General features: G+C 62.4%; 23 protein-coding genes, 1 tRNA gene and 2 pseudogenes. 12 read left to right on the top strand and 14 right to left on the bottom strand.

Annotation, left to right across the window (positions count from 1 at the left end):
• Window positions 1-147 precede the first annotated feature (147 nt).
• Window positions 148-1,056 (bottom strand): hypothetical protein, encoded by a 909-nt coding sequence (locus ACWUKX_RS21215; protein ID WP_456008796.1) that lies wholly within the window; start codon window positions 1,054-1,056, stop codon window positions 148-150.
• A gap of 203 nt (window positions 1,057-1,259) precedes the next feature.
• Window positions 1,260-1,832, bottom strand: a complete 573-nt coding sequence (locus ACWUKX_RS21210; protein WP_456008794.1) for a hypothetical protein — start codon at window positions 1,830-1,832, stop codon at window positions 1,260-1,262.
• 307 nt (window positions 1,833-2,139) lie between these two features.
• Between ACWUKX_RS21210 and ACWUKX_RS21205 the strand changes: the two genes are divergently transcribed.
• Both ACWUKX_RS21205 and ACWUKX_RS21200 read left to right on the top strand, forming a co-directional pair.
• Window positions 2,140-2,454 (top strand): YMGG-like glycine zipper-containing protein, encoded by a 315-nt coding sequence (locus ACWUKX_RS21205; RefSeq protein ID WP_456008792.1) that lies wholly within the window; start codon window positions 2,140-2,142, stop codon window positions 2,452-2,454.
• 242 nt (window positions 2,455-2,696) lie between these two features.
• Window positions 2,697-3,005, top strand: coding sequence for a hypothetical protein (locus ACWUKX_RS21200; protein ID WP_456008789.1), 309 nt, complete (start codon window positions 2,697-2,699; stop codon window positions 3,003-3,005).
• A 17-nt stretch (window positions 3,006-3,022) separates the two neighbouring features.
• On the opposite strand, the gene ACWUKX_RS21195 is transcribed toward ACWUKX_RS21200, so the two are convergent.
• Together ACWUKX_RS21195 and ACWUKX_RS21190 are read right to left on the bottom strand one after the other, a co-directional pair.
• A complete protein-coding gene (locus ACWUKX_RS21195) occupies window positions 3,023-3,346 on the bottom strand; it encodes a Bbp19 family protein (protein ID WP_456008787.1) in 324 nt (107 codons plus the stop codon).
• Window positions 3,343-5,076, bottom strand: a complete 1,734-nt coding sequence (locus tag ACWUKX_RS21190; RefSeq protein WP_456008785.1) for a portal protein — start codon at window positions 5,074-5,076, stop codon at window positions 3,343-3,345. The genes ACWUKX_RS21195 and ACWUKX_RS21190 overlap by 4 nt, the downstream gene beginning before the upstream one ends.
• Window positions 5,077-5,168: 92 nt before the next feature.
• On the opposite strand from ACWUKX_RS21190, the pseudogene ACWUKX_RS21185 reads away from it, so the two are divergent.
• A pseudogene (locus tag ACWUKX_RS21185) lies at window positions 5,169-5,303 on the top strand (SAM-dependent methyltransferase); the annotation flags it as partial.
• A gap of 301 nt (window positions 5,304-5,604) precedes the next feature.
• On the opposite strand, the gene ACWUKX_RS21180 reads toward ACWUKX_RS21185, so the two are convergent.
• From ACWUKX_RS21180 to ACWUKX_RS21150, 7 genes are all read right to left on the bottom strand, one after another.
• Window positions 5,605-5,730, bottom strand: coding sequence for a hypothetical protein (locus ACWUKX_RS21180; RefSeq protein ID WP_280950361.1), 126 nt, complete (start codon window positions 5,728-5,730; stop codon window positions 5,605-5,607).
• The gene (locus ACWUKX_RS21175) at window positions 5,699-6,268 is read right to left on the bottom strand and encodes a hypothetical protein (protein WP_456008783.1); all 570 of its coding nucleotides are present in this window, start codon (window positions 6,266-6,268) and stop codon (window positions 5,699-5,701) included. The genes ACWUKX_RS21180 and ACWUKX_RS21175 overlap by 32 nt, the downstream gene beginning before the upstream one ends.
• A gap of 31 nt (window positions 6,269-6,299) precedes the next feature.
• Window positions 6,300-7,055, bottom strand: a complete 756-nt coding sequence (locus ACWUKX_RS21170; RefSeq protein ID WP_456008781.1) for a phage terminase large subunit family protein — start codon at window positions 7,053-7,055, stop codon at window positions 6,300-6,302.
• Between the two features lie 120 nt (window positions 7,056-7,175).
• Window positions 7,176-7,715, bottom strand: a complete 540-nt coding sequence (locus ACWUKX_RS21165) for a hypothetical protein (RefSeq protein ID WP_456008777.1) — start codon at window positions 7,713-7,715, stop codon at window positions 7,176-7,178.
• 506 nt (window positions 7,716-8,221) lie between these two features.
• Complete coding sequence (locus tag ACWUKX_RS21160; RefSeq protein WP_456008776.1) at window positions 8,222-8,920, bottom strand: terminase large subunit domain-containing protein; 699 nt, start codon at window positions 8,918-8,920, stop codon at window positions 8,222-8,224.
• Window positions 8,862-9,293, bottom strand: coding sequence for a hypothetical protein (locus ACWUKX_RS21155; RefSeq protein ID WP_456008775.1), 432 nt, complete (start codon window positions 9,291-9,293; stop codon window positions 8,862-8,864). The genes ACWUKX_RS21160 and ACWUKX_RS21155 overlap by 59 nt, the downstream gene beginning before the upstream one ends.
• Window positions 9,286-9,729, bottom strand: a complete 444-nt coding sequence (locus ACWUKX_RS21150; protein WP_456008774.1) for a hypothetical protein — start codon at window positions 9,727-9,729, stop codon at window positions 9,286-9,288. The genes ACWUKX_RS21155 and ACWUKX_RS21150 overlap by 8 nt, the downstream gene beginning before the upstream one ends.
• Before the next feature lie 344 nt (window positions 9,730-10,073).
• Here ACWUKX_RS21150 and ACWUKX_RS21145 point away from each other — a divergent pair, with 344 nt between their 5' ends.
• A complete protein-coding gene (locus ACWUKX_RS21145) occupies window positions 10,074-10,379 on the top strand; it encodes a hypothetical protein (protein WP_023803842.1) in 306 nt (101 codons plus the stop codon).
• A 53-nt stretch (window positions 10,380-10,432) separates the two neighbouring features.
• Here ACWUKX_RS21145 and ACWUKX_RS21140 read toward each other — a convergent pair whose 3' ends face one another.
• A complete protein-coding gene (locus ACWUKX_RS21140; protein ID WP_456008773.1) occupies window positions 10,433-10,855 on the bottom strand; it encodes a DoxX family protein in 423 nt (140 codons plus the stop codon).
• A gap of 237 nt (window positions 10,856-11,092) precedes the next feature.
• Here ACWUKX_RS21140 and ACWUKX_RS21135 point away from each other — a divergent pair, with 237 nt between their 5' ends.
• On the top strand, window positions 11,093-11,686 hold the full coding sequence (locus tag ACWUKX_RS21135; RefSeq protein ID WP_456008772.1) for a TetR/AcrR family transcriptional regulator: 594 nt from the start codon (window positions 11,093-11,095) through the stop codon (window positions 11,684-11,686).
• The gene (locus ACWUKX_RS21130) at window positions 11,683-12,519 is read left to right on the top strand and encodes an EamA family transporter (protein ID WP_456008771.1); all 837 of its coding nucleotides are present in this window, start codon (window positions 11,683-11,685) and stop codon (window positions 12,517-12,519) included. The genes ACWUKX_RS21135 and ACWUKX_RS21130 overlap by 4 nt, the downstream gene beginning before the upstream one ends.
• A 24-nt stretch (window positions 12,520-12,543) precedes the next feature.
• Here the strand turns inward: ACWUKX_RS21130 and ACWUKX_RS21125 are convergent, their stop codons facing one another.
• Complete coding sequence (locus tag ACWUKX_RS21125) at window positions 12,544-13,296, bottom strand: tryptophan 2,3-dioxygenase family protein (protein ID WP_456008770.1); 753 nt, start codon at window positions 13,294-13,296, stop codon at window positions 12,544-12,546.
• Between the two features lie 151 nt (window positions 13,297-13,447).
• Here ACWUKX_RS21125 and ACWUKX_RS21120 point away from each other — a divergent pair, with 151 nt between their 5' ends.
• Window positions 13,448-13,921, top strand: a complete 474-nt coding sequence (locus tag ACWUKX_RS21120; protein ID WP_456008769.1) for an Lrp/AsnC family transcriptional regulator — start codon at window positions 13,448-13,450, stop codon at window positions 13,919-13,921.
• A gap of 558 nt (window positions 13,922-14,479) precedes the next feature.
• Window positions 14,480-14,995: a hypothetical protein gene (locus tag ACWUKX_RS21115; protein ID WP_095520879.1), complete on the top strand. Its 516-nt coding sequence runs from the start codon at window positions 14,480-14,482 to the stop codon at window positions 14,993-14,995.
• A 66-nt stretch (window positions 14,996-15,061) separates the two neighbouring features.
• On the opposite strand, the gene ACWUKX_RS21110 is transcribed toward ACWUKX_RS21115, so the two are convergent.
• The gene (locus ACWUKX_RS21110) at window positions 15,062-15,448 is read right to left on the bottom strand and encodes an ester cyclase (protein ID WP_456008767.1); all 387 of its coding nucleotides are present in this window, start codon (window positions 15,446-15,448) and stop codon (window positions 15,062-15,064) included.
• 125 nt (window positions 15,449-15,573) lie between these two features.
• On the opposite strand from ACWUKX_RS21110, the gene ACWUKX_RS21105 reads away from it, so the two are divergent.
• The 4 genes and pseudogenes from ACWUKX_RS21105 to ACWUKX_RS21090 all read left to right on the top strand — a co-directional run.
• Window positions 15,574-15,647, top strand: a tRNA-Gln gene (locus ACWUKX_RS21105).
• Between the two features lie 157 nt (window positions 15,648-15,804).
• Entirely contained in the window at window positions 15,805-15,987 is a 183-nt protein-coding gene (locus tag ACWUKX_RS21100) for a DUF3606 domain-containing protein (protein WP_065009113.1), read from the top strand.
• 199 nt (window positions 15,988-16,186) lie between these two features.
• On the top strand, window positions 16,187-16,396 hold the full coding sequence (locus tag ACWUKX_RS21095) for a hypothetical protein (RefSeq protein WP_456008766.1): 210 nt from the start codon (window positions 16,187-16,189) through the stop codon (window positions 16,394-16,396).
• Between the two features lie 402 nt (window positions 16,397-16,798).
• Window positions 16,799-16,871: pseudogene (locus ACWUKX_RS21090) on the top strand (GYD domain-containing protein); the annotation flags it as partial.

The raw sequence follows: 16,871 nt of genomic DNA, 5'->3' as shown, positions 1-16,871 counted from the left end.
CAAAAGGACGCTCTAACACTTTGCATTTGCGCATGATCCTTTCCGGAAACCGAAATCGGTTTCCGGGGTCATGCGCTGGTCCGTGAGCACCGGAAGCGCAGAAAGCCGTCGTTTGCAGGCCGGCATCACCTGAATATCGACACAGCTTTAGAGAGGGTTGTTGGGTATCCACAGGTCAGGGTTTTCGCCGGCCTCGCGTGCCAGCCGGCGGGCGCGAACGGGATCGCTTCTGACGAGGGCCGAGATGTCAGTCAGGTTGCGTTCGCCGGCGGCGTTGCGCTTGAACGGATTGCCTCCGATCGAAGCCGCGCCGCCGTCGATCGTGTCTTCCCTGAACATCGCCTCGCCGATGGCGTGGAACGCCTTGGCGATCTGCGGATCGGTCAAGGCGCCGTCAGGCAGAAGGATGCCCTTCGCCTTGTAGGCATCGACCAGGCCGAGCTTCTTCATCGCCCGGTTGGCGACCTCCAGCCTCTGGCGAAAGCCGTCGCTGTCGGTCGGTCCCCAATCCCTGACCAAGTCATCGTGAGTAGCCTCGACCGAACGGGCAAGGGCGATCTGCTGCACCTTGGCCTGCTCGGCCATGTAGCCGACGAAGCGGTCGTGATAGGCCTGCGCCACCTTCGGGGTGGCGCCGGCCTCGACCGCCCAGGCCTTGGACGCGTTGGCGAGCTCGTCCGAATAGGCGAAGTCTTCGGGGAGCCCGTCGGGGCGCCTGTACTCGACCTTGTCGGGCGATGTCAGCGGACGCATCGCCTCAGGCAACCGGGCATGGAACTTGTCCCAGTCTTCCCCAGGTGCGTCCGCTGCGGGAACGCGCAGGCTCTCGCCCTGCTGCCGCTCCAGCTCCGCATAGGATGTGAAAACCCGATCGAGACTATCAGGCTGGGTCCAGCCCTTGGTTTCAGCGAGCTTGCGGTTGCCTTCGGAAAGACCGTCATACCAACTCTTGCCGGCCGGCGGGGCGGACCCGTTGTCCCCGTTGGCCGGTGGCCGTGCAAGGTTGCCCGCCGGTGGCGAAGCCACCACGGACCCGGCGTCTGCCAGATCTGTCATGAGATGTTCCTTTTGTTGAGGTTAAAGGCTGATGATAGGAGCCGGGTGGGGCCCAGTATCTCCCCCTTGTGGGGGAGATGGCCGGCAAGCCATAGGGGGGTACCAACGCGTGTAGCGCAAACCTCCATCTGTCGCTGAGGTCGGGCCCTGGTCGCACCTCTGTCGCCTTTGGCGACATCTCCCCTCAAGCGGGGAGATTAACGCTAGGCGTTATCGCCCCAATTCTCCCACAGCAGCGTGATCGTTCCGGTAACGGCCAGCATGCCGTCGGCGTCGATATCGGTGCCGGCGGCGAGGGCAAAGTTGAGATAGAGGTCGGCCGGCGTCACTGTGCCATCGAGCGTCAAAGCCGCCGCTACATCGGCGGTCGAAGCGGTCGACAGTACAGCACCGGCACCGTCCAGCGTACGTCCGGTCGAAGCCAGCACATTGACCATGGTGCCGGCGAGCGCAGCGCTTGACGCCGCCGCCGACCCGAGCGACCAGGTCAGTGCCGCATTGTCGTTGATGGTCGAGGCGCGGGTGGTCAGCACGGCGAATTGCAGCCTTGCGGTGCCGCCCTTGATGCGCACCTTGCCGCCGAGGAAATCGAAAAGCTTATGGCTGGCATAGGCAAGCGCATCGGTGACCGGCACCTGCATGGCGTTGAGCGAAAAGACGGTGCGGAAGGAACCGCCCTGCCCGCTCGTGCTGGCGGCAAGCCCGGCCTTGGGCGGGGCAAGCCCGGCCTCTCGGGCGGCGGCACGGGAAAGCGTCCGGGGGAGACCTCGGGTCATTGCATTCTCCATTCTTGGGGGATTTGAGGGATCGGCTGGACCCGCCGCGAGCGGAATCGTTGCGGCCGAAGCCTGATCATTTCGATAGAGCCTGACCCTATCGTCTTGTTTGACCCTGATCTTTATGATCTTTTTGTTTGACCATGAGCTTTCCGAGCCGGAGGCCTTGGCCGTCAAGACGAAAGAAACCATGTCTTATTTCGTGAGGCATGGTGCCGCTGTTCCGCCGCAATGCGACCGCACTTGGCAAACACTTGGCAAAACCAGCCGGTGTATTAGTTCATAGGCCTCAACGGAGTATCAAACGATGACCATGTACAAAGCCATTGCCGCCCTGCTTGTGACTGCCTCGCTGGCAGGCTGTGCGCAGACCGAAGGCCAGCAGAGGGCGACCACGGGCGCTCTGGTCGGCGGCGCGGGCGGCGCTCTCGTCGGCCAGGCCCTGGGCCGCGACACCAAGAGCACGGTTATCGGTGCAGCCAGCGGCGCCTTGCTGGGCGCGGTCGTGGGCAGCGCGACAACGCCGCAGCGGCGCGGCGAACAGCTTTGCCGCTATCAGGATCGCTACGGCCGCATCTACACGGCGCCTTGCGACGACCGCTATTACAGCGGCAACTATTGAGCCGATAGGCCCCTTCTCCCCGTTTACGGGGAGAAGGTCCCGGCAGGGGGATGAGGGGCAGTGCAGAATTCTGAGATGCTGGCGCCGCCCCTCACCTGCCTGCCGGCATCCTCTCCCCGTGAACGGGGCGAGGGAACACAGTTTCAGCATCGGCGCGGTCAACCCGATGGTTTTGATCCTTACCCTCAGCGCGGTTAGACGCTATTGTCTGCTATTCAAAGGGGGCGACGATGCGATTTTTGATGACGTCGCTGCTGGTTGTTTGTTCGGTTTCCGCACACGCCAGACAGGCTGTCAGTGTTGAGCGGATCGGCGATTGCCTGGTCTTGCCGGTGGCCGCTGTCGACAATCACGTCAAAGCCACTTTCGAGGTGACATTGGACAAGGCCGGCAAGGTCAAGTCGATTACCGTTGTGTCCTATGATCCACATTCAGAGGCGGCTGCGGAAGCAGCCCAGCAACTTTCGAAATCGGTCCAGAAGTGTTGGCCGGCAGGCGTCAAAACCAGCCCGATGCGGATCACCGTAGATTTGAGCAAGACTTATCCATAAGGCAGCTTCATCACCTCCTATATCCCCTCCAGCCTCGCCGCCTTCTCCAGCGCCGCCAGCTGCGCCTCGTCCAGCGTCAGGAACCCCATGATGTGCTGCACCACTTCGGCGCGTGCATTGCTCAGTGCGCTGTGCAGTTCGAAGCCGTTCGGCGTCTTCGTCTTGGCCAGCCACTCGCCATAGGACGGGCGGCGGTAATAGCCGGTCGCCGCCGTCAGGTCGGCAAGCACCATCTCGCCGTCCTGGCCTGAGAACACCCTGAGATAGGCCTTGGTCAGCGCATCCTGCGCCTTGGCCGGGCCGCCGGCCCGGCTCGAATGGGCGAAGCGTTTGCCGCTCATGCGCCGCCCTCGCCGCCCTGCAACATCAGCCCGCCGAGACTGTCGAGCAAACCGCTGTCGCGCGCCTGCACGGCGGCGGGCACGGCATCCTTGGCCACCTTGCCAGCGTTGGCGATCGCGGCCATGCCGGCCTGCGCAGCTTGCGCATTGGCTCTGGCATCGCGGATACCGGCAACCTCGTCCTGGCGGCGAAAGATGCGCTGCGGACTGCGGCCGGCGCTCTGCACGATCTTGAGCGCCTCGTCGCCGTCGATATTGTCCATCACGCTCGCGTCGAACTGCGCCATCTGCATGGCCGTGGTCACCACCTGGATTGTATCGCGCGCCTCGGCCGAGCGGCGCAGCACGTCGAGCGGGCCGGTGAAGGTCGGCCGCACCGCCTTGCCGGCAAGGCTCGCCGGCGGCAGGAAGCGGCTGTCTTCCTCGTACAATCCTTTGTCCTCGAGGATGCCGAGCTCGCGGTCGAGATTCGAGGCAAAACCGGCCTGGATGATCGAGCCGGAGGGCCCGAGCAGCGCGCCCTTTTCCTCCTGCCGGATCAGCGCTTCGGTCGCCGTCATCTGCGGGTTCTGCACCAGCGTCTGGAACAGATTGACGAACATCATGTCGCGGATCTCCTCGGCCCGGCTTTCCGCGTAGCTGAACGCATAGGTCGGGTTCTGCCCCGTAGCGATCGGCGCAATCAGCGGCCGTCCCTGATCGTCGATCAGGCCGGGATAGTTCTCGCCGGGATTGAGCACCGGCACATAGTCGAGCCGCGCCTTCGAAGCGGTCGCCGGATCGGTGACCTGCTGCAGCGCCCTGAGGCCGGAGCGGCGCACGGCGTTTTCCTCGCGCACCGTGGTCAACGCCTCGATGGTCGGCGAAATGCCGTAGGGGTCGCCCTCGTAACGGCGCCAGTTGAAGCACGACACCGGGAAGGAACGGAAACCGCTTTCCCTGACGATGACCTCCTCGTCCTCGAGAACGTGACAGGAGGCGAAGGCCGTGTCGAGATACTGGTAGGATCCGCCCAGCCGATACATCTTGCGCTCGTCGCGCGGCTGGATGCACTGGATCAGCGAAATCTTGGTCTCGCATTTGGCGGGATCATCGACCAGCATTTTGATCCGCGCCGGCAGCTTCCCATAGCCGAGCAGCTGTGCGGCCTGGCGCGCCGTGCGCTCGTAGCGGCGGTGGAAAATATCGACTTGACCCCAGCGGTTGCGGCAGAGATAGCCCTCGACCACGGGGATCGAGGCATAGCGGATCAGCGTGTGGGGCGCAAAGCCCTCCTCGGCATAGAGATAGGCCGGGCCGTAGCGCACGACGTTGCGCAGGCAGGCCTGCGTTGCCGGCACGAAGTTCGAATTGGCGGAATAGCGCAGCGAGAACAGGAAATCGCGAAGCGCCTCCGCCCATTCCTTTTCCTCGTCGCTCTCTTCGTCGTTCAAGGCGGCGGTCGACAGCCCGTGCCATTTTTCCGACTGCGGGATGATCAGGCTTTCCAGCCCAGCGGCCAGCCGGTTGGCTGCCGAGTTGATGGTGTTGGCGTAGACACGCGCACCCCGCCGCTCCTGCCGCTGAGCCTGCGAGTCAGGTCCGGATTGCCGGCGCCCGCTCCAGACATCGGGCGCGTCGGGGTCGCAGAATTCCGACACCGCCTCCCAGACAGCCTCATACTGGCTGCGCTCGCTCTCGAGTTCGGCCTGTCGCGACAAGATCTCGTGGGCGCGGGAATCGCTCGTCATGGCATTCTTTCTTCGGTGGTCTGAGCTTATTTTAGGGCGGTCGAATTTTGTCCGCTTTTGCGATGTTCAAGGAGGCGCGGCCCGAGATAGAAGTGTTCGGCTGGGGCAACAAAGCCTGCGCAAAAGCCCACCCCGGCGGCCCAGTGCGCGCCTTCGGCCTATGGCGCGACCTCAGCAACGACGAGGAATACCCGCTGATGGTGTGGGCGTTTGCGCGGAGGGCGTAATCTCCCCCCTCGAGGGGGTTGAGGAGCGGTCCGCGAAGCGGACGGAAAGCCAATTGCTTGGCTTTCCGAACGACGAACGGCCGGCAGGCCAGAGGGGGTCGGCGCGACCGGACGCGGCCTCCTGCGGCAGATCAAAGTTGGCGCTTTACGCGTGGCGACCCCCTCTGTAGCCTTCGGCGACATCTCCCCCTCAAGGGGGGAGATCACCCCTGTCACCTCTTCGCCAACCGCGCCAGCCGCCGCCAATACCACCAGGGCCAACCGCCCCGGTTCCTGAACACCCGCTTCATCGCGCTCATGATCACACCCCCAGCAGCACGCGGCGCTGGCCGGTGAGGTCGCTGGGCGACAGATCGGTCTTGACCGTGCCGGCGGTGCCCTGGCGCTGTTCGAGCTCAGCCCTGAGTGCCGCCTCGCGCGCCTGCACGTCTTTGTCGGCGATGGTCGGTGTCGGTGGCAGCGGCTTCAGCGCGGGCGGCTTTTGGAAGAGGCACATGGTTCCAGCTTTCTCTTGTCCAGTCATAGAGTAAAAAATCTTCGCCATTCCGGCCGTAACCCGGCAAGCGGCAGCGTTTCGTCGCGCCAAGCCGACCGAGCCAGCGCAGCGCCAATTCATTGGCTGCGAGCGCCCGCGCCTCGACCCGCCAGGCGCCGCGCGCGGCAACCTTCGGCCCGAGCACGGCGTGAAAGAACTCGGTGATACCAGGCACGCAGCGCTTCATGCGGCGCGTGCCCCAGCTCCAGGCGATCCATAAGCCGCCGCGCTGTTCGGCGGCGCCAAAGCCGGCTTCCGGATTGCCGTCCAGCTCGGCGACATAGGCAAACCCCTGCAGCGCAGCCATCGCCAGCAGCGCCGGCGACCACGCGTCGAACTGGCAGTCGATCTCGGCCCGGTCTTCGGGCCGCAGATTGGCGGCGATGTAGGAGAGGTCGCGCAACGTGGCGGGAATGATGCGGAGGGTCATGAGGCGATCATGGTATATAGTTGCCTTCGAGTCACCTGAACGCCCCCAGCGGATCACTCTGCCCGGCCTTTCGCCGCGCCGCCTTGAACTCCGCCGGGTCGACCACCGCTTCCCTCAGCATCATCACGCCGTAACGCGTCGCCGCCATCAAATCGTCGCGCAGCTTCACCACCTGGCCATCCCTACGATGGTAGAGCCGGAACTCGTCGAACCAGGGCAGAAGCGTCGAAAATACCTTGAAGCGGCCGCTCTGCATGCGATCCAGCATCTCCATCAGCCCGGCCTCGACCGAGACGGAACCGTCTGGGAATTGCGCATGGCGGGTCAGCATGTTCAGCCCATGCGCGGCGTATTGTTTGGCGAGTGCCAGGCCCGCACCTTCCAGCGTCTCGCGCCGGCCGTCGCGCGGCCATGCCCAGGGCAGCCATTCGCCCCACGGTTTCAGCGTCAGCGCCTGCATGGCCGGCGTCTGCTGCGACGCCCGGCAGGCTTTGGTGACATAGACGACATCGGCCTCCGTATCCCAGGCGAGCTCGACCGCGGCCGACGGATGATCCCAGCCGAAATCCAGCGCGCCGAGCCGCGGCCAATAGCGCGGCAGCCGGAACGGCTCGCAGGCGATCAGCTCCTCGGCCACCGGAAAGATGCGGCCGGAGCCCAGCACCGGAATACCTTTCGCGCGCGCCTCGCGCTCATGCGCGGGATAAGCGGCGACGATCTCGGCTCGCTGCTGCGGCGTATAATGCTCGGCATCGTCGATGGTCATGAAGGTGACGTGACGGGACATAGTTCGCTTCCCCGGCTTGAATCATTTTGGCAGGAGCGGGTTCCAACGCGCTGCCTTGCATCTCAATTTTGCATCGCTCGGGGGCAGCCAGCCACGGAGCCCGGGCCCAAAAAGTCGGGGTCAGATCGCCCGACGTTTGATGCGCACGACTTTCGGCGCCTGCGCATCCATGAACATGTAGCACCTGCCGAGCAGCGCCTTTTTGCCAAAATCATCGAACACATTTTGCCCGAGCGGCGTGATCAGCACCTCGTCGGTCGTCAGTCCGTCCTGGTGGCGAGCCTCGATCTCTGGCCAATGCGCCTTGGCAATGTCGGTCAGCACGACATTGAAGGCCGGATGATTGTAACTGACCAGCAAATTGCCATCGTCCATGTCGGACGGTTTCATGTCCGGGTGGTAGTTGTAGATCATGGCAAGCGTCTGGATGGCTGCCAAGGATGCAGCGCCATCGGAAAGGTGAGGCTCCGTCAGCACACAGGTGCCGTTTTCAAAGATGGCAAAGTCACGCTCCTGGTTGAAGTAGTAGCCAAAGCGCTCCTCGATACGATCGATGGGCTGCGAAAAGGATGGCCGCCATTTCGGAACGGGAGGAAAGCTCGCTGACATCCCGGCGCTGCCCGCTGAAGATAGGACAATTGAAGACAGACCGCCGATCAACATCATCCGCCTATTCATAGTCCTGATCCAACCCGCCCCGCGTCGCCAGTCTAGTTTCGGAACGCGGCTTGGCAACCGCAATGATTTCGGTGCGGCGGCATCGTCGTTGGGTCATGAAGGTGACGGCGGTTCATATTAGCTTGCCGTAATTAGTTGCCGATACGAGCAACTGCCATTGATAATACTGTCCATCAGTGCAAAGCTGCTGGCAACTTGGGGGAAATACATGATCCGCATAGCAATCGTCGTGGCCATCGCCGCCAGTGCGTCAGCATGCCAGTCGAACGTGCCTTATGACACGAGCAAGCAGACCTGCAGGATGTACATGCTCAGGGGATTCAAACACGAAGTTTGTACTCCGGACACACCAAATAAAGTATGCAATGTCTGGTACAATCAGATTACAGGTGACGAAAGAATATGGTGTCAACCGCTTACCCGGAAAGCAACCGATCCCAAGGCTCGCGCCAGACAGCTCGCGGGCAGCAAATACCCTTGATTCGACTTCATCCGCTGGCTTTCGCCATCCTATCCACCTCCCCCGCCGACAGGAACAACAACACAACCTCCGACATGCCGAGCAGCGGCGTGAAGGTGACTATTGCGATGCCGCCGGTGGCGTTGGTGCGGGTCAGGCCTTCGGAATAGATGTCGAGCGGTGGTTCCTCGTCGAACCAGACGCCGTGCAGCGTTTCGCCCTGCCATTTCTCGCGGCCCTTCTCGAAACTCTTGAACGACAGCACCGATTCATCGGCCTGCACATCGCCGCCGCCGCCATGGCGGACCACGACGCTGTCCAGCCCATGCGGCGCGCCGCGCCCCATGATGGTGCTGACAATAGCGTCGGCCGGGATCATGCCCGTGCCCCACGCCGCCGGCTGCTGCGGCGGGCCAAGCAGGATGCGCTGCGGGTTGTCGCGCGTGCCTTCGCCGGTAACGCCGGCCGCCCACAGCCGCACGGCGGTATCGAAGACCTTGCCTTGCCACCAGTCGGGATAGCGGCCGGTGAGGTGCATCGCCCATTCGGCGCCGCCGGCCCTGGTCTTGCCGAGCTGATTGCCGGCCATGAACAGCCGCTCGCGATTGGTCGCGCCGGCGGCGTGGAACTCGGCCTGCCTGAGGTAAGGCCGATAGGCGGCAAGCTGGTTAGTGCGGCGCCTCCGGTCCAGCTCCGCCAGCAGGCTGAGATATTCCTTCTTCGCCACGGCCGGGCTTTTCGAGGCCAGGCTTTTCCTGAAGGAACGGCCTGAGGACGGCTTCGAGGCCGCGGATGCGCTGCCTGATTTCGTCATCGCTCAATGCATCCAGACTGTTGATGTTGACAAGCAGGTCCCTTGGCAAATCCTTGGGCAGCACCGACAGCACGATCTTCAGATACTGGTCGGGCTTTTCGGTGCGAACCTCGGCGATGACGCCGGCGCCATGCGCCCGGAAATCGGCGCGGATGGCTTCGAGGAAACCATCGCCCAACGTCTTCTTCGCCCGCTTCGGGCGCGGCGCCGGCAGCTGCGCCGGTGTGCCGGGCGGCTCGCGCCTGGCGCGGCCGGGCGACTTGGCGGCGGAAGCTTTGTCAGTCATTGGCTGCGGCCCCGAAGGGCTCGGCTGGCGCGATCCCGGCCGCAGCGCTCCCGGCTGTGTCAGGCTTCGCCGCTTTGCTCGCCGCCGGCCGTGCAGCCCTTCGGGCCTTGCGCGGCTTCTTGCGGGGTTTGGCGCGCGGCGCTCTGGCCGCGCCGGTCTCCCCGTTGGTTGCCTCGGCGGCCGGTCGTGACACTTGTTTCAGCCTGGCGCGGGCGATGCCGAGCGCGCCGGCGTCGATGCCAGGTGCTCCCACGGCAAAGCCGAAGCCGCCGGCCGCATCGACCGCACCGCCTCGCACCATGCCGATCCGCACGCCGTCCGGCACCTCTTCAATCCGGCCGGCGCGCAATTGCGGCACGCCCTCGAACTGGCCGATGGCGCTGACCACCTCGCGGCCGTCATCGTCGGTGATGATGGTGGCATAACGGTTGGACATTGGGGGTCTCTGGGAGGTGCAGTATTCGTTACGGGAAGCGTCGCGATCCTTCGCGCCCCCTCTGTCCGGCAGGACAGGACAGAGGGGGTGCCGTCCCGCCGACATTTGATATCGGCAACACAGGCACAAACGTTCGAGAAGGCTAAAAACAAAAACCCGCCTCGGCGGGCGGGTCGTTGGCGCAACTCAGCACCATGACTATATTCCTAGCATAGCTGCCGTCACAAAGCAAGCGAAATCTCGTGGGCCGGCCTAAAATTCGGGCCCGCGCCGCGATATGGTGCAGCTGTCCGGATCGGAACCGGCGTTCGCGCGTTTGCAATTTTGCCAATGGGAGCAAAGCCATGAATGTCGCCAATCTGCAACTCGAAGGCCTGCTGATGGCCGTCGCATCGATCAATCAGGTCCTGGTCCGCAAGGGCGTGCTGACGGTCGAGGAGATAGACATCGCCTTGCGCAAGGCCGAAGCCAGCGAGACCAGCGAGGAGCGGTCCGAAGGCATGTCGGCGTCGAGCCGCGATGCCGTCAACTTCCCGATCCGGCTGCTGGAACTGGCCAATCAGTGTCAGCCGGAGGCGGACATGCCGTCGTTCTCGAAACTGGCGCGCATGGTCGGCCAGATGAAGGAACCCTACAACGACCAGATGTGACGTCGCGATCGCCTCCCCATCCGTATCGGACCCTGCTTGCCGCCGAGGTACGATCAGCTGACCGATACAGGCTTCCAGGTCAGCGCGCGGCCCGGCCCGTGCACTGCGGCAAACAGCAGCCCGGCCAGGAAAGTAAAATGATCGACGAAGAAGCCGAATTCGGCCTGGTTGCCGGCCCAGTGCGACGGCCCGTGGAAGGCAAAACCGAGGAACAGCACATAGGCGCCGGCGACAAGAGCGGCCTGCGAGAAGAAAGCGCCGGTCAGGAAGCACAGCACGAGGACGATTTCGAGCAGCGCCGCGCACCAGGCCAGAAACAACGGGAACGGAAATCCGGCGGCGGCGATGTAGCCCGCGGTGGCGCCCATATCCATGAACTTGAAGGCCACCGCCATCAGGAAGACAGCCGCGAAGATCAGGCGGCCAATGAGTATTGCGGCGGTCTGCCATGGCGTTTGAAGGACTTCGGACGGCATGTCTCTCTCTCCCAGCTGTTGCGACGGTTTCGACCCAAGGACGATCGGTCGGCCGCAAGTCCGACATCGGCCGAAGCTTTCTATGCCCTATCTCCTCATGAATAAACCGCCCGGCTGCGATCGATGCAGCGCCGCTGCTTTTTTGCGTTCACCACCAGGATCCGGCGACGGCCTTGACCGACGGGAGTTCCTCGCCTAGTGAATAGACAGACCTGTCTCACTGCTTGGGGCCAACCCATGATCTCATCATCGCCGCTCGGCTCCGACAAGCGCAGGCACGTCGTCGAAACCGCTTATGCACTGTTCAAGCGCGACGGCTTCCATGCCACCGGCATCGACCGGATCATCGCCGAGGCGGAGGTCGCCAAGATGACGATGTATCGTCACTTCCCCAGCAAGGACGATCTGATCGTCCAGGTGCTCGACTATCGCGCCCGGCGTTTCGACCGTCAGCTCGATCGCCTTGCGGAAGAAGCCGTCACGCCCGAGCAGAAGATCGCGACCATCTTCGACTGGTACGAGCGCTGGTTTCGCAGCGCCGATTTCCACGGCTGCCTGTTTGCGCATGCGCTGGCAGAGTTTGGCAACCCAGAGCACCCGGTGTTCAAGGCCGTCGCCGGGCAGAAGAACGGCCTCAGGCGCAGGATGCAGTCCATCCTCGAGGACATGATGCCGCCCGACCGAGCCGCAAGCACGGCGGCGGCGCTGCTGATGCTCATCGAGGGGGCAACTCTCATGGCTGAGATGGGACAGGCCGACACAGCCATTTGCGATGCCCGCAAGGCTGCCTTCAGCATCATCGCCGCTCCCAGCGCCATGACCGCGCCATGAGCGCGACGGTCATCGGGCTGGCACTGCTTGCCGCAATCCTGCATGCAAGCTGGAACGCCTTTCTGCGAACAGGAGCCGACAGGCTGTGGACCGTCACCGTGATGAGCTTTTCGAGCACGGTGGTCGCCATTCCGTTGGCGATCTCCAGCGCGTTTCCGGCACCCCATGCCTGGCCCTACGTCGTGCTCTCAGCCTGCCTGCAGGTCGGCTACACCATGTTTCTGGTGGCTGCCTACAGGAACGGCGAACTGGGCCAGGTCTATCCGATCGTCCGCGGCAGCGTGCCGCTGCTGGTCACACTTGGCGGATTTCTCCTGGCCAACCAGCATCTCGCCCTGCCGCAAATCCTCGGCGTCGGGCTCGTCGCCGGCGGCATCATGAGCCTTGCCTTGGGAAAGGGACGGACAGACATCACATCGATCCTCCATTCGCTGGCGGCGGGTGCGATCATCGCCGCCTATGCGACGGTCGATGCGATCGGCGTTCGTCAGGCGGGAAGCGCCACTGCCTACACCGCATGGGTTCTGCTGATCTACGGTGCCCTGCTGCCGGCAGCCTTCATTGCCTTCCGTGGCCGGCTCGTCGTCGATGTTCGCTCTGCCGAAACGCTTAAGGCGCTCGGCGGCGGCGTGTTCGCGCTGCTGGCCTACGGCCTCGTGGTCGCCGCTTTCGCGCTCGGGCCGGCCGGCCCGATCACGGCGATCCGGGAGACCAGCGTCATCTTCGCGGCGTTGATCGGTTGGCTGTTTCTCGGCGAGGTGCTGACGCCCCGGCGCATCGCCGCCTGCGCCATCGTCGCACTCGGCGCCATCTGCCTCGGCTATCAGCCGTGAGACTCCGGCGGGGCTCGAAGCGGCCTACTCGGCTGCCGCCTCCGGATGGCTGATCGGTGCCCGCACCGTCCCGTACTGGCTGCCCCAGCGGTCGGTCATCTCGCAGCGTATGTCCCACAGCTCCGGGAAGAAGCGATGAAGGGCGCCGGCCTGCAGCAGTTCGACCGGCCGGCCCTTGAGCGATTTCGAGCCTAGCCCGATCGAACGGTGGATGAGGTAGAGATGATTGGCGCGGAATTTCTGGAACAGCTCGTCGAATTCGATCAGCGCCTCGGCGACGACATAGCTGTCGCCGTGATCATACCTGATATCGTAGACATCCTCGACCGAGAGCCCGCGACCATCGAGATAGGACGCCTTGAAGGCCCGCCACAGGTCCGGCGGCATGCGCAAGAGCAGCTTGAAGCCCGGCGATTCCTGGCCGCTGCCATTGCCGAGTTGCAGGCGAATCTCCTGGTATTCCTTGGGCGACATGGTTTCGAGCAGGTCGAACTGCGCCGTCATCATGCGCATCAGCCGATGCACGCGCCCCATCAGCGTAACGACGCGATGCGTGTTCTGCTGTTCGAGGAAGTCGACGACATCGACCAGCGTGTAGGTGATGAGCTTCATCCACAGCTCCTCGACCTGATGGACGATCTGGAACTGCAGCTCGTCGGCATTCACCATCTCGGCCAGCGGCTTCTGGCAGGCGAGAAGCTTGTCGCACCTGAGATAGACGCCGTAGTCGCGCATCTCGGGCGCTTCGATGCGGGCATAATAGTCCGGCTTGTGCATGGCAGCTGCTCCTTTGCCCGGCCCGTCGGTTGAGGGCATCCGAGCCTGAAGAATAAGCGCTTTTGGCTTGAACATTGTTCCGTTCTGTTATTCAAATAGCGAGAATTGAAGGACGAACTCCCATTCATGGAGCCGTCTTGGAGAACGTTTGATGCTGGATGCCCTTGACCGGAAGATCGTCGCAGCGCTGGAACGCGACGCGCGTACCTCCTTCGCTGTGCTCGCCGACGAGGTCGGTTTAAGCAAGACGCCGTGCTGGAAGCGGGTCAAGGCGCTGGAGGACGCCGGCATCATCCGCGGCTACTCGACACGGATCGACCCGGCAAAACTCGGCTTCGGCATCGAAGCCTTCATCCAGGTGTCGATCGATTTCGAGCTTTCCGAAGCCTTCGAGGCCGCCGTCCAGGCGCACCCACTGATCCGGCGCTGCCACGCCACGACAGGCGAGGCCGACTATCTCCTGCAGATCGTGACGGTCGACATGATGGCGCTGGACAGAATGCTGCGCGTCGAGCTCAGCCGCCTGCCCGGCGTGCGCCGGACGATCACCTCGATGGCCATGCGCGAGATCAAGGGCGACATTTCTTTCGCCAATGCCGTTGGTTATACGCAGCAGAAGCGATAGGCGCTCGGCAGCGGCCGGGTTCGTCCGATTGGATCCAGTCAACGGGATGGTTCAGGCTGCGGTTTGTCGGGCTTTTCTATCCCCGATGCCGGGCTTGGGGCTGGATCGACATCCGGCTCCTTCTGCTGTTCGGCCTCAGCTTTCCGCTTCGGGCAGTCTTCGTAGCCGTGGTCGCGCCCGCCGCAATAAGCGCAGCATTTTGCAGGGATATCGGGACGAAACATCGTCATGCATTGAAATGCACGTGGCGCCGGTCTGGTTGCGTCGCACCGTTGCTTTTCGCTTACATTAGGGATTTGGCGCTGAATCCGAGGCTTAAGGCGTGTAGCCCAGCGCGGCCAAGGCCGACAGCCCTGCAACCAGGCCAATTGCGATAACAATGCCGAAATGCCGTTCCAGGAATTTGCGCCCCTGCCAGTCGAATCGCATAGCTGAAACTCCGCCGCGTAATCTGGGGCAATGTGTTCAGGCGTCAAGGCCGGGGTCCTTGACATGCGGTAGACAGGCAGCTGCCATTGTTCATATCGTGGTTCATATCGGAACGCGGAACGACACCTCATGGCCGAGCATTCTTCATCGGCGGGAGAAAACCACTCCCAGCCCGCTGCGGCATCTGACCCCCGCCTGGCCTTTGTTTATGCGGAAGCGGTACGGGGTCTCCTGCATCAGCAGAACGTGGTGGAGAGCCTCAATACGCGAGCGGGCAATCTGATCTTTGCAACCGCGTTCGTGAGTTCTCTCCTCGGCGGCAGGGCTCTCCTGGACGGACTGGGGCTGTGGGACTGGCTGGCGCTGGCGTTGCTTTTCCTGATCGGGCTGCTGGTCGTGATTATGTTGTGGCCCTACTACGCCTATACGTTCCGCTTCGATCCAGAGCAGCTGCTCCAGGACTTTGTCGATAAAGACCCTTCCGGCACCATGGATGTGATGCACCGCGCGCTTGCGCTGCGCATTAAAACCGACATGGCCAGCAATTGGCGGATCATTCAGCGCTTGCGCATGTCGCTACAGCTTGCCTTGTTTCTATTGTTGCTGGAACTTCTGGCGTGGCTGTTGGCCATAACGCGAGTCTAGGCTCATGGCACATTGTCCAGCATGGTAAAGACTGCTTTGAGGCAAGATACGCGACAATCTATCGTCCTAAAGCTGAGCTTCGATAGCCGCCTTGTCTATAACCGACCAAGCTTGTACAATTTTTTTGTCACGAAATTCGTAGATAATATTCTCGGCAAAGGAAACTTTCCTCCCGTTTACAGGGAGACCAAGGAACATTTCTTTCGGCGTACAGTCGAACGCTAGCCGGCTCGCTATATAGGGCGGATCGGAAATCAGCATCTGAACGTTGAAATGAAGGTCCGGAATTTCAGCAAAGTCTCCCTCCAGCATTTCGAGATAACCTGATAACCCCAGCCGCCGGCCGTTGTGGATCACCTCATCATGAACGAATTGTCCCAGCTTCGGCCAGTCCTGCTTATTCAGGCAGGCAATGTAGTGTCGGTAGACGTCGGAGAGGTCGGTTTTAATCACGGCGATTGCTCCTATCTTCTACAAGGCCCTGCTGAAAAGGGCGTGTCTCGTGCTCAAGCAGATGACGGCATGAAGCGGCTTCATGCGCGGATGAGAAAGTGTTAGACAGCGTTCACTTCCTCTACTCCCGCTTCGTCTAATGGTAGGACAGCGCCCTTTGAAGGCGTGAATCGTGGTTCGAGCCCATGAGCGGGAACCAGCAGCTCCCCAGCCGGTAAACCGATCGGTCTTGATCCGATCAGACTGCTGCAACGCGCAGCAATGCCCGGGGACCGGTATGCCTGCCTTTTCGGAATGGTAAGGATGGTCGGCCGGACCAGGGCACCCTATATCGACCGGATGTGACGGAGGACGACATGGCCGACGACAAATCCAAGAGCAAGCAGGACCGCAAACCGGCCTCCGGCGAGGAGCCTTACGACGTTGCGGCTTTTGCAAGAAAATACGGCATACCGCCGAGCGAGGCAGCGACCATCATCAAGCGGTACGGGCCTTCGAGAAAGAAGCTCGATGCGCATATGGCGAGCCGCAACGCCTGATCCGCATCCGGCGGCGTCGACCCGGACCATCACCGCGGCCGGATCATCATCGCGGCCGGATCCATCACTGCGACTTGACCATACCGCGTGTTTCCGGCCTGTTGGCGCTATTGGCCGGATTCAACGCCAGGTTTCAGGAACGCAATAACTCTTTTACTTTGACGCGATACCACCTAGCGGACAATCGTTGGGGGGTCGAATGTCGGACGGTGCATTGCGTTTTGAATGTGTCATGGAGCCAAACGGCAGATGGATGGTGTGGGACGTCAGGCTCGATCTGCCGGCCCAGTTTTCGGCACTTGCGCTGATCGGCCTGTGTCACGATGAGGCCGTTTCGCTCTGCAGCCTCTTGAACGAGACAGGCTCCGAGACAGGCTCGAAGGAGGCCTGGCAGAGCCGGGCCTCCTGATGATTGCGCCGACTGCCGGATAATTTCCCACTCGCTTGTAGTGCTGCTTTGGCTGCGGATATTGGCACGGCAGGCAAATGTCGCGCGCCTGCCCGCTCGCCATTTGCGCTAAGACCGGATCTTGCCTTGATAAACAAGATACTAAATTAGCTGACTAATCGGTTCACATTGGCGAACCGGTATGGCCAAAAAAGTCGAACTGGAACCATCCAGCATTCTGCGGCCTCTTCGGCGAAGCCTGTGAGGCGACCTATGGAGCGCGGATTTATAGCTGTTGCTCTTATATTAGCTTAAGAGCATATTTCGTCAGCCGGCGAACTGCCCAAGCCGGTCAGGCTCGGCGCCATTCCCCTCGATCCCTTGACGCCGAGCCGCGGGGATCGGCAGCGCTGGAGGCGAACCATGCCCATGTATCTCACGCAATTCAGCTATACGCCCGAAACCTGGGCGCGCTTGATCGAAAACCCTGAGGATA

The organism is Mesorhizobium sp. f-mel, assembly GCF_053850215.1.
The sequence above is the reverse complement of the archived record's forward strand: the minus strand, read 5'-3'. Positions and strand labels throughout refer to the sequence as shown.

Coding starts and splice junctions, on each gene's coding strand:
- ACWUKX_RS21215 (WP_456008796.1), bottom strand. CDS start 1,056: ATGACAGATCTGGCAGACGCCGGGTCCGTGGTGGCTTCGCCACCGGCG.
- ACWUKX_RS21210 (WP_456008794.1), bottom strand. CDS start 1,832: ATGACCCGAGGTCTCCCCCGGACGCTTTCCCGTGCCGCCGCCCGAGAG.
- ACWUKX_RS21205 (WP_456008792.1), top strand. CDS start 2,140: ATGACCATGTACAAAGCCATTGCCGCCCTGCTTGTGACTGCCTCGCTG.
- ACWUKX_RS21200 (WP_456008789.1), top strand. CDS start 2,697: ATGACGTCGCTGCTGGTTGTTTGTTCGGTTTCCGCACACGCCAGACAG.
- ACWUKX_RS21195 (WP_456008787.1), bottom strand. CDS start 3,346: ATGAGCGGCAAACGCTTCGCCCATTCGAGCCGGGCCGGCGGCCCGGCC.
- ACWUKX_RS21190 (WP_456008785.1), bottom strand. CDS start 5,076: ATGACGAGCGATTCCCGCGCCCACGAGATCTTGTCGCGACAGGCCGAA.
- ACWUKX_RS21175 (WP_456008783.1), bottom strand. CDS start 6,268: ATGACCCTCCGCATCATTCCCGCCACGTTGCGCGACCTCTCCTACATC.
- ACWUKX_RS21170 (WP_456008781.1), bottom strand. CDS start 7,055: ATGTCCCGTCACGTCACCTTCATGACCATCGACGATGCCGAGCATTAT.
- ACWUKX_RS21155 (WP_456008775.1), bottom strand. CDS start 9,293: ATGACTGACAAAGCTTCCGCCGCCAAGTCGCCCGGCCGCGCCAGGCGC.
- ACWUKX_RS21150 (WP_456008774.1), bottom strand. CDS start 9,729: ATGTCCAACCGTTATGCCACCATCATCACCGACGATGACGGCCGCGAG.
- ACWUKX_RS21145 (WP_023803842.1), top strand. CDS start 10,074: ATGAATGTCGCCAATCTGCAACTCGAAGGCCTGCTGATGGCCGTCGCA.
- ACWUKX_RS21140 (WP_456008773.1), bottom strand. CDS start 10,855: ATGCCGTCCGAAGTCCTTCAAACGCCATGGCAGACCGCCGCAATACTC.
- ACWUKX_RS21135 (WP_456008772.1), top strand. CDS start 11,093: ATGATCTCATCATCGCCGCTCGGCTCCGACAAGCGCAGGCACGTCGTC.
- ACWUKX_RS21130 (WP_456008771.1), top strand. CDS start 11,683: ATGAGCGCGACGGTCATCGGGCTGGCACTGCTTGCCGCAATCCTGCAT.
- ACWUKX_RS21125 (WP_456008770.1), bottom strand. CDS start 13,296: ATGCACAAGCCGGACTATTATGCCCGCATCGAAGCGCCCGAGATGCGC.
- ACWUKX_RS21120 (WP_456008769.1), top strand. CDS start 13,448: ATGCTGGATGCCCTTGACCGGAAGATCGTCGCAGCGCTGGAACGCGAC.
- ACWUKX_RS21115 (WP_095520879.1), top strand. CDS start 14,480: ATGGCCGAGCATTCTTCATCGGCGGGAGAAAACCACTCCCAGCCCGCT.
- ACWUKX_RS21100 (WP_065009113.1), top strand. CDS start 15,805: ATGGCCGACGACAAATCCAAGAGCAAGCAGGACCGCAAACCGGCCTCC.
- ACWUKX_RS21095 (WP_456008766.1), top strand. CDS start 16,187: ATGTCGGACGGTGCATTGCGTTTTGAATGTGTCATGGAGCCAAACGGC.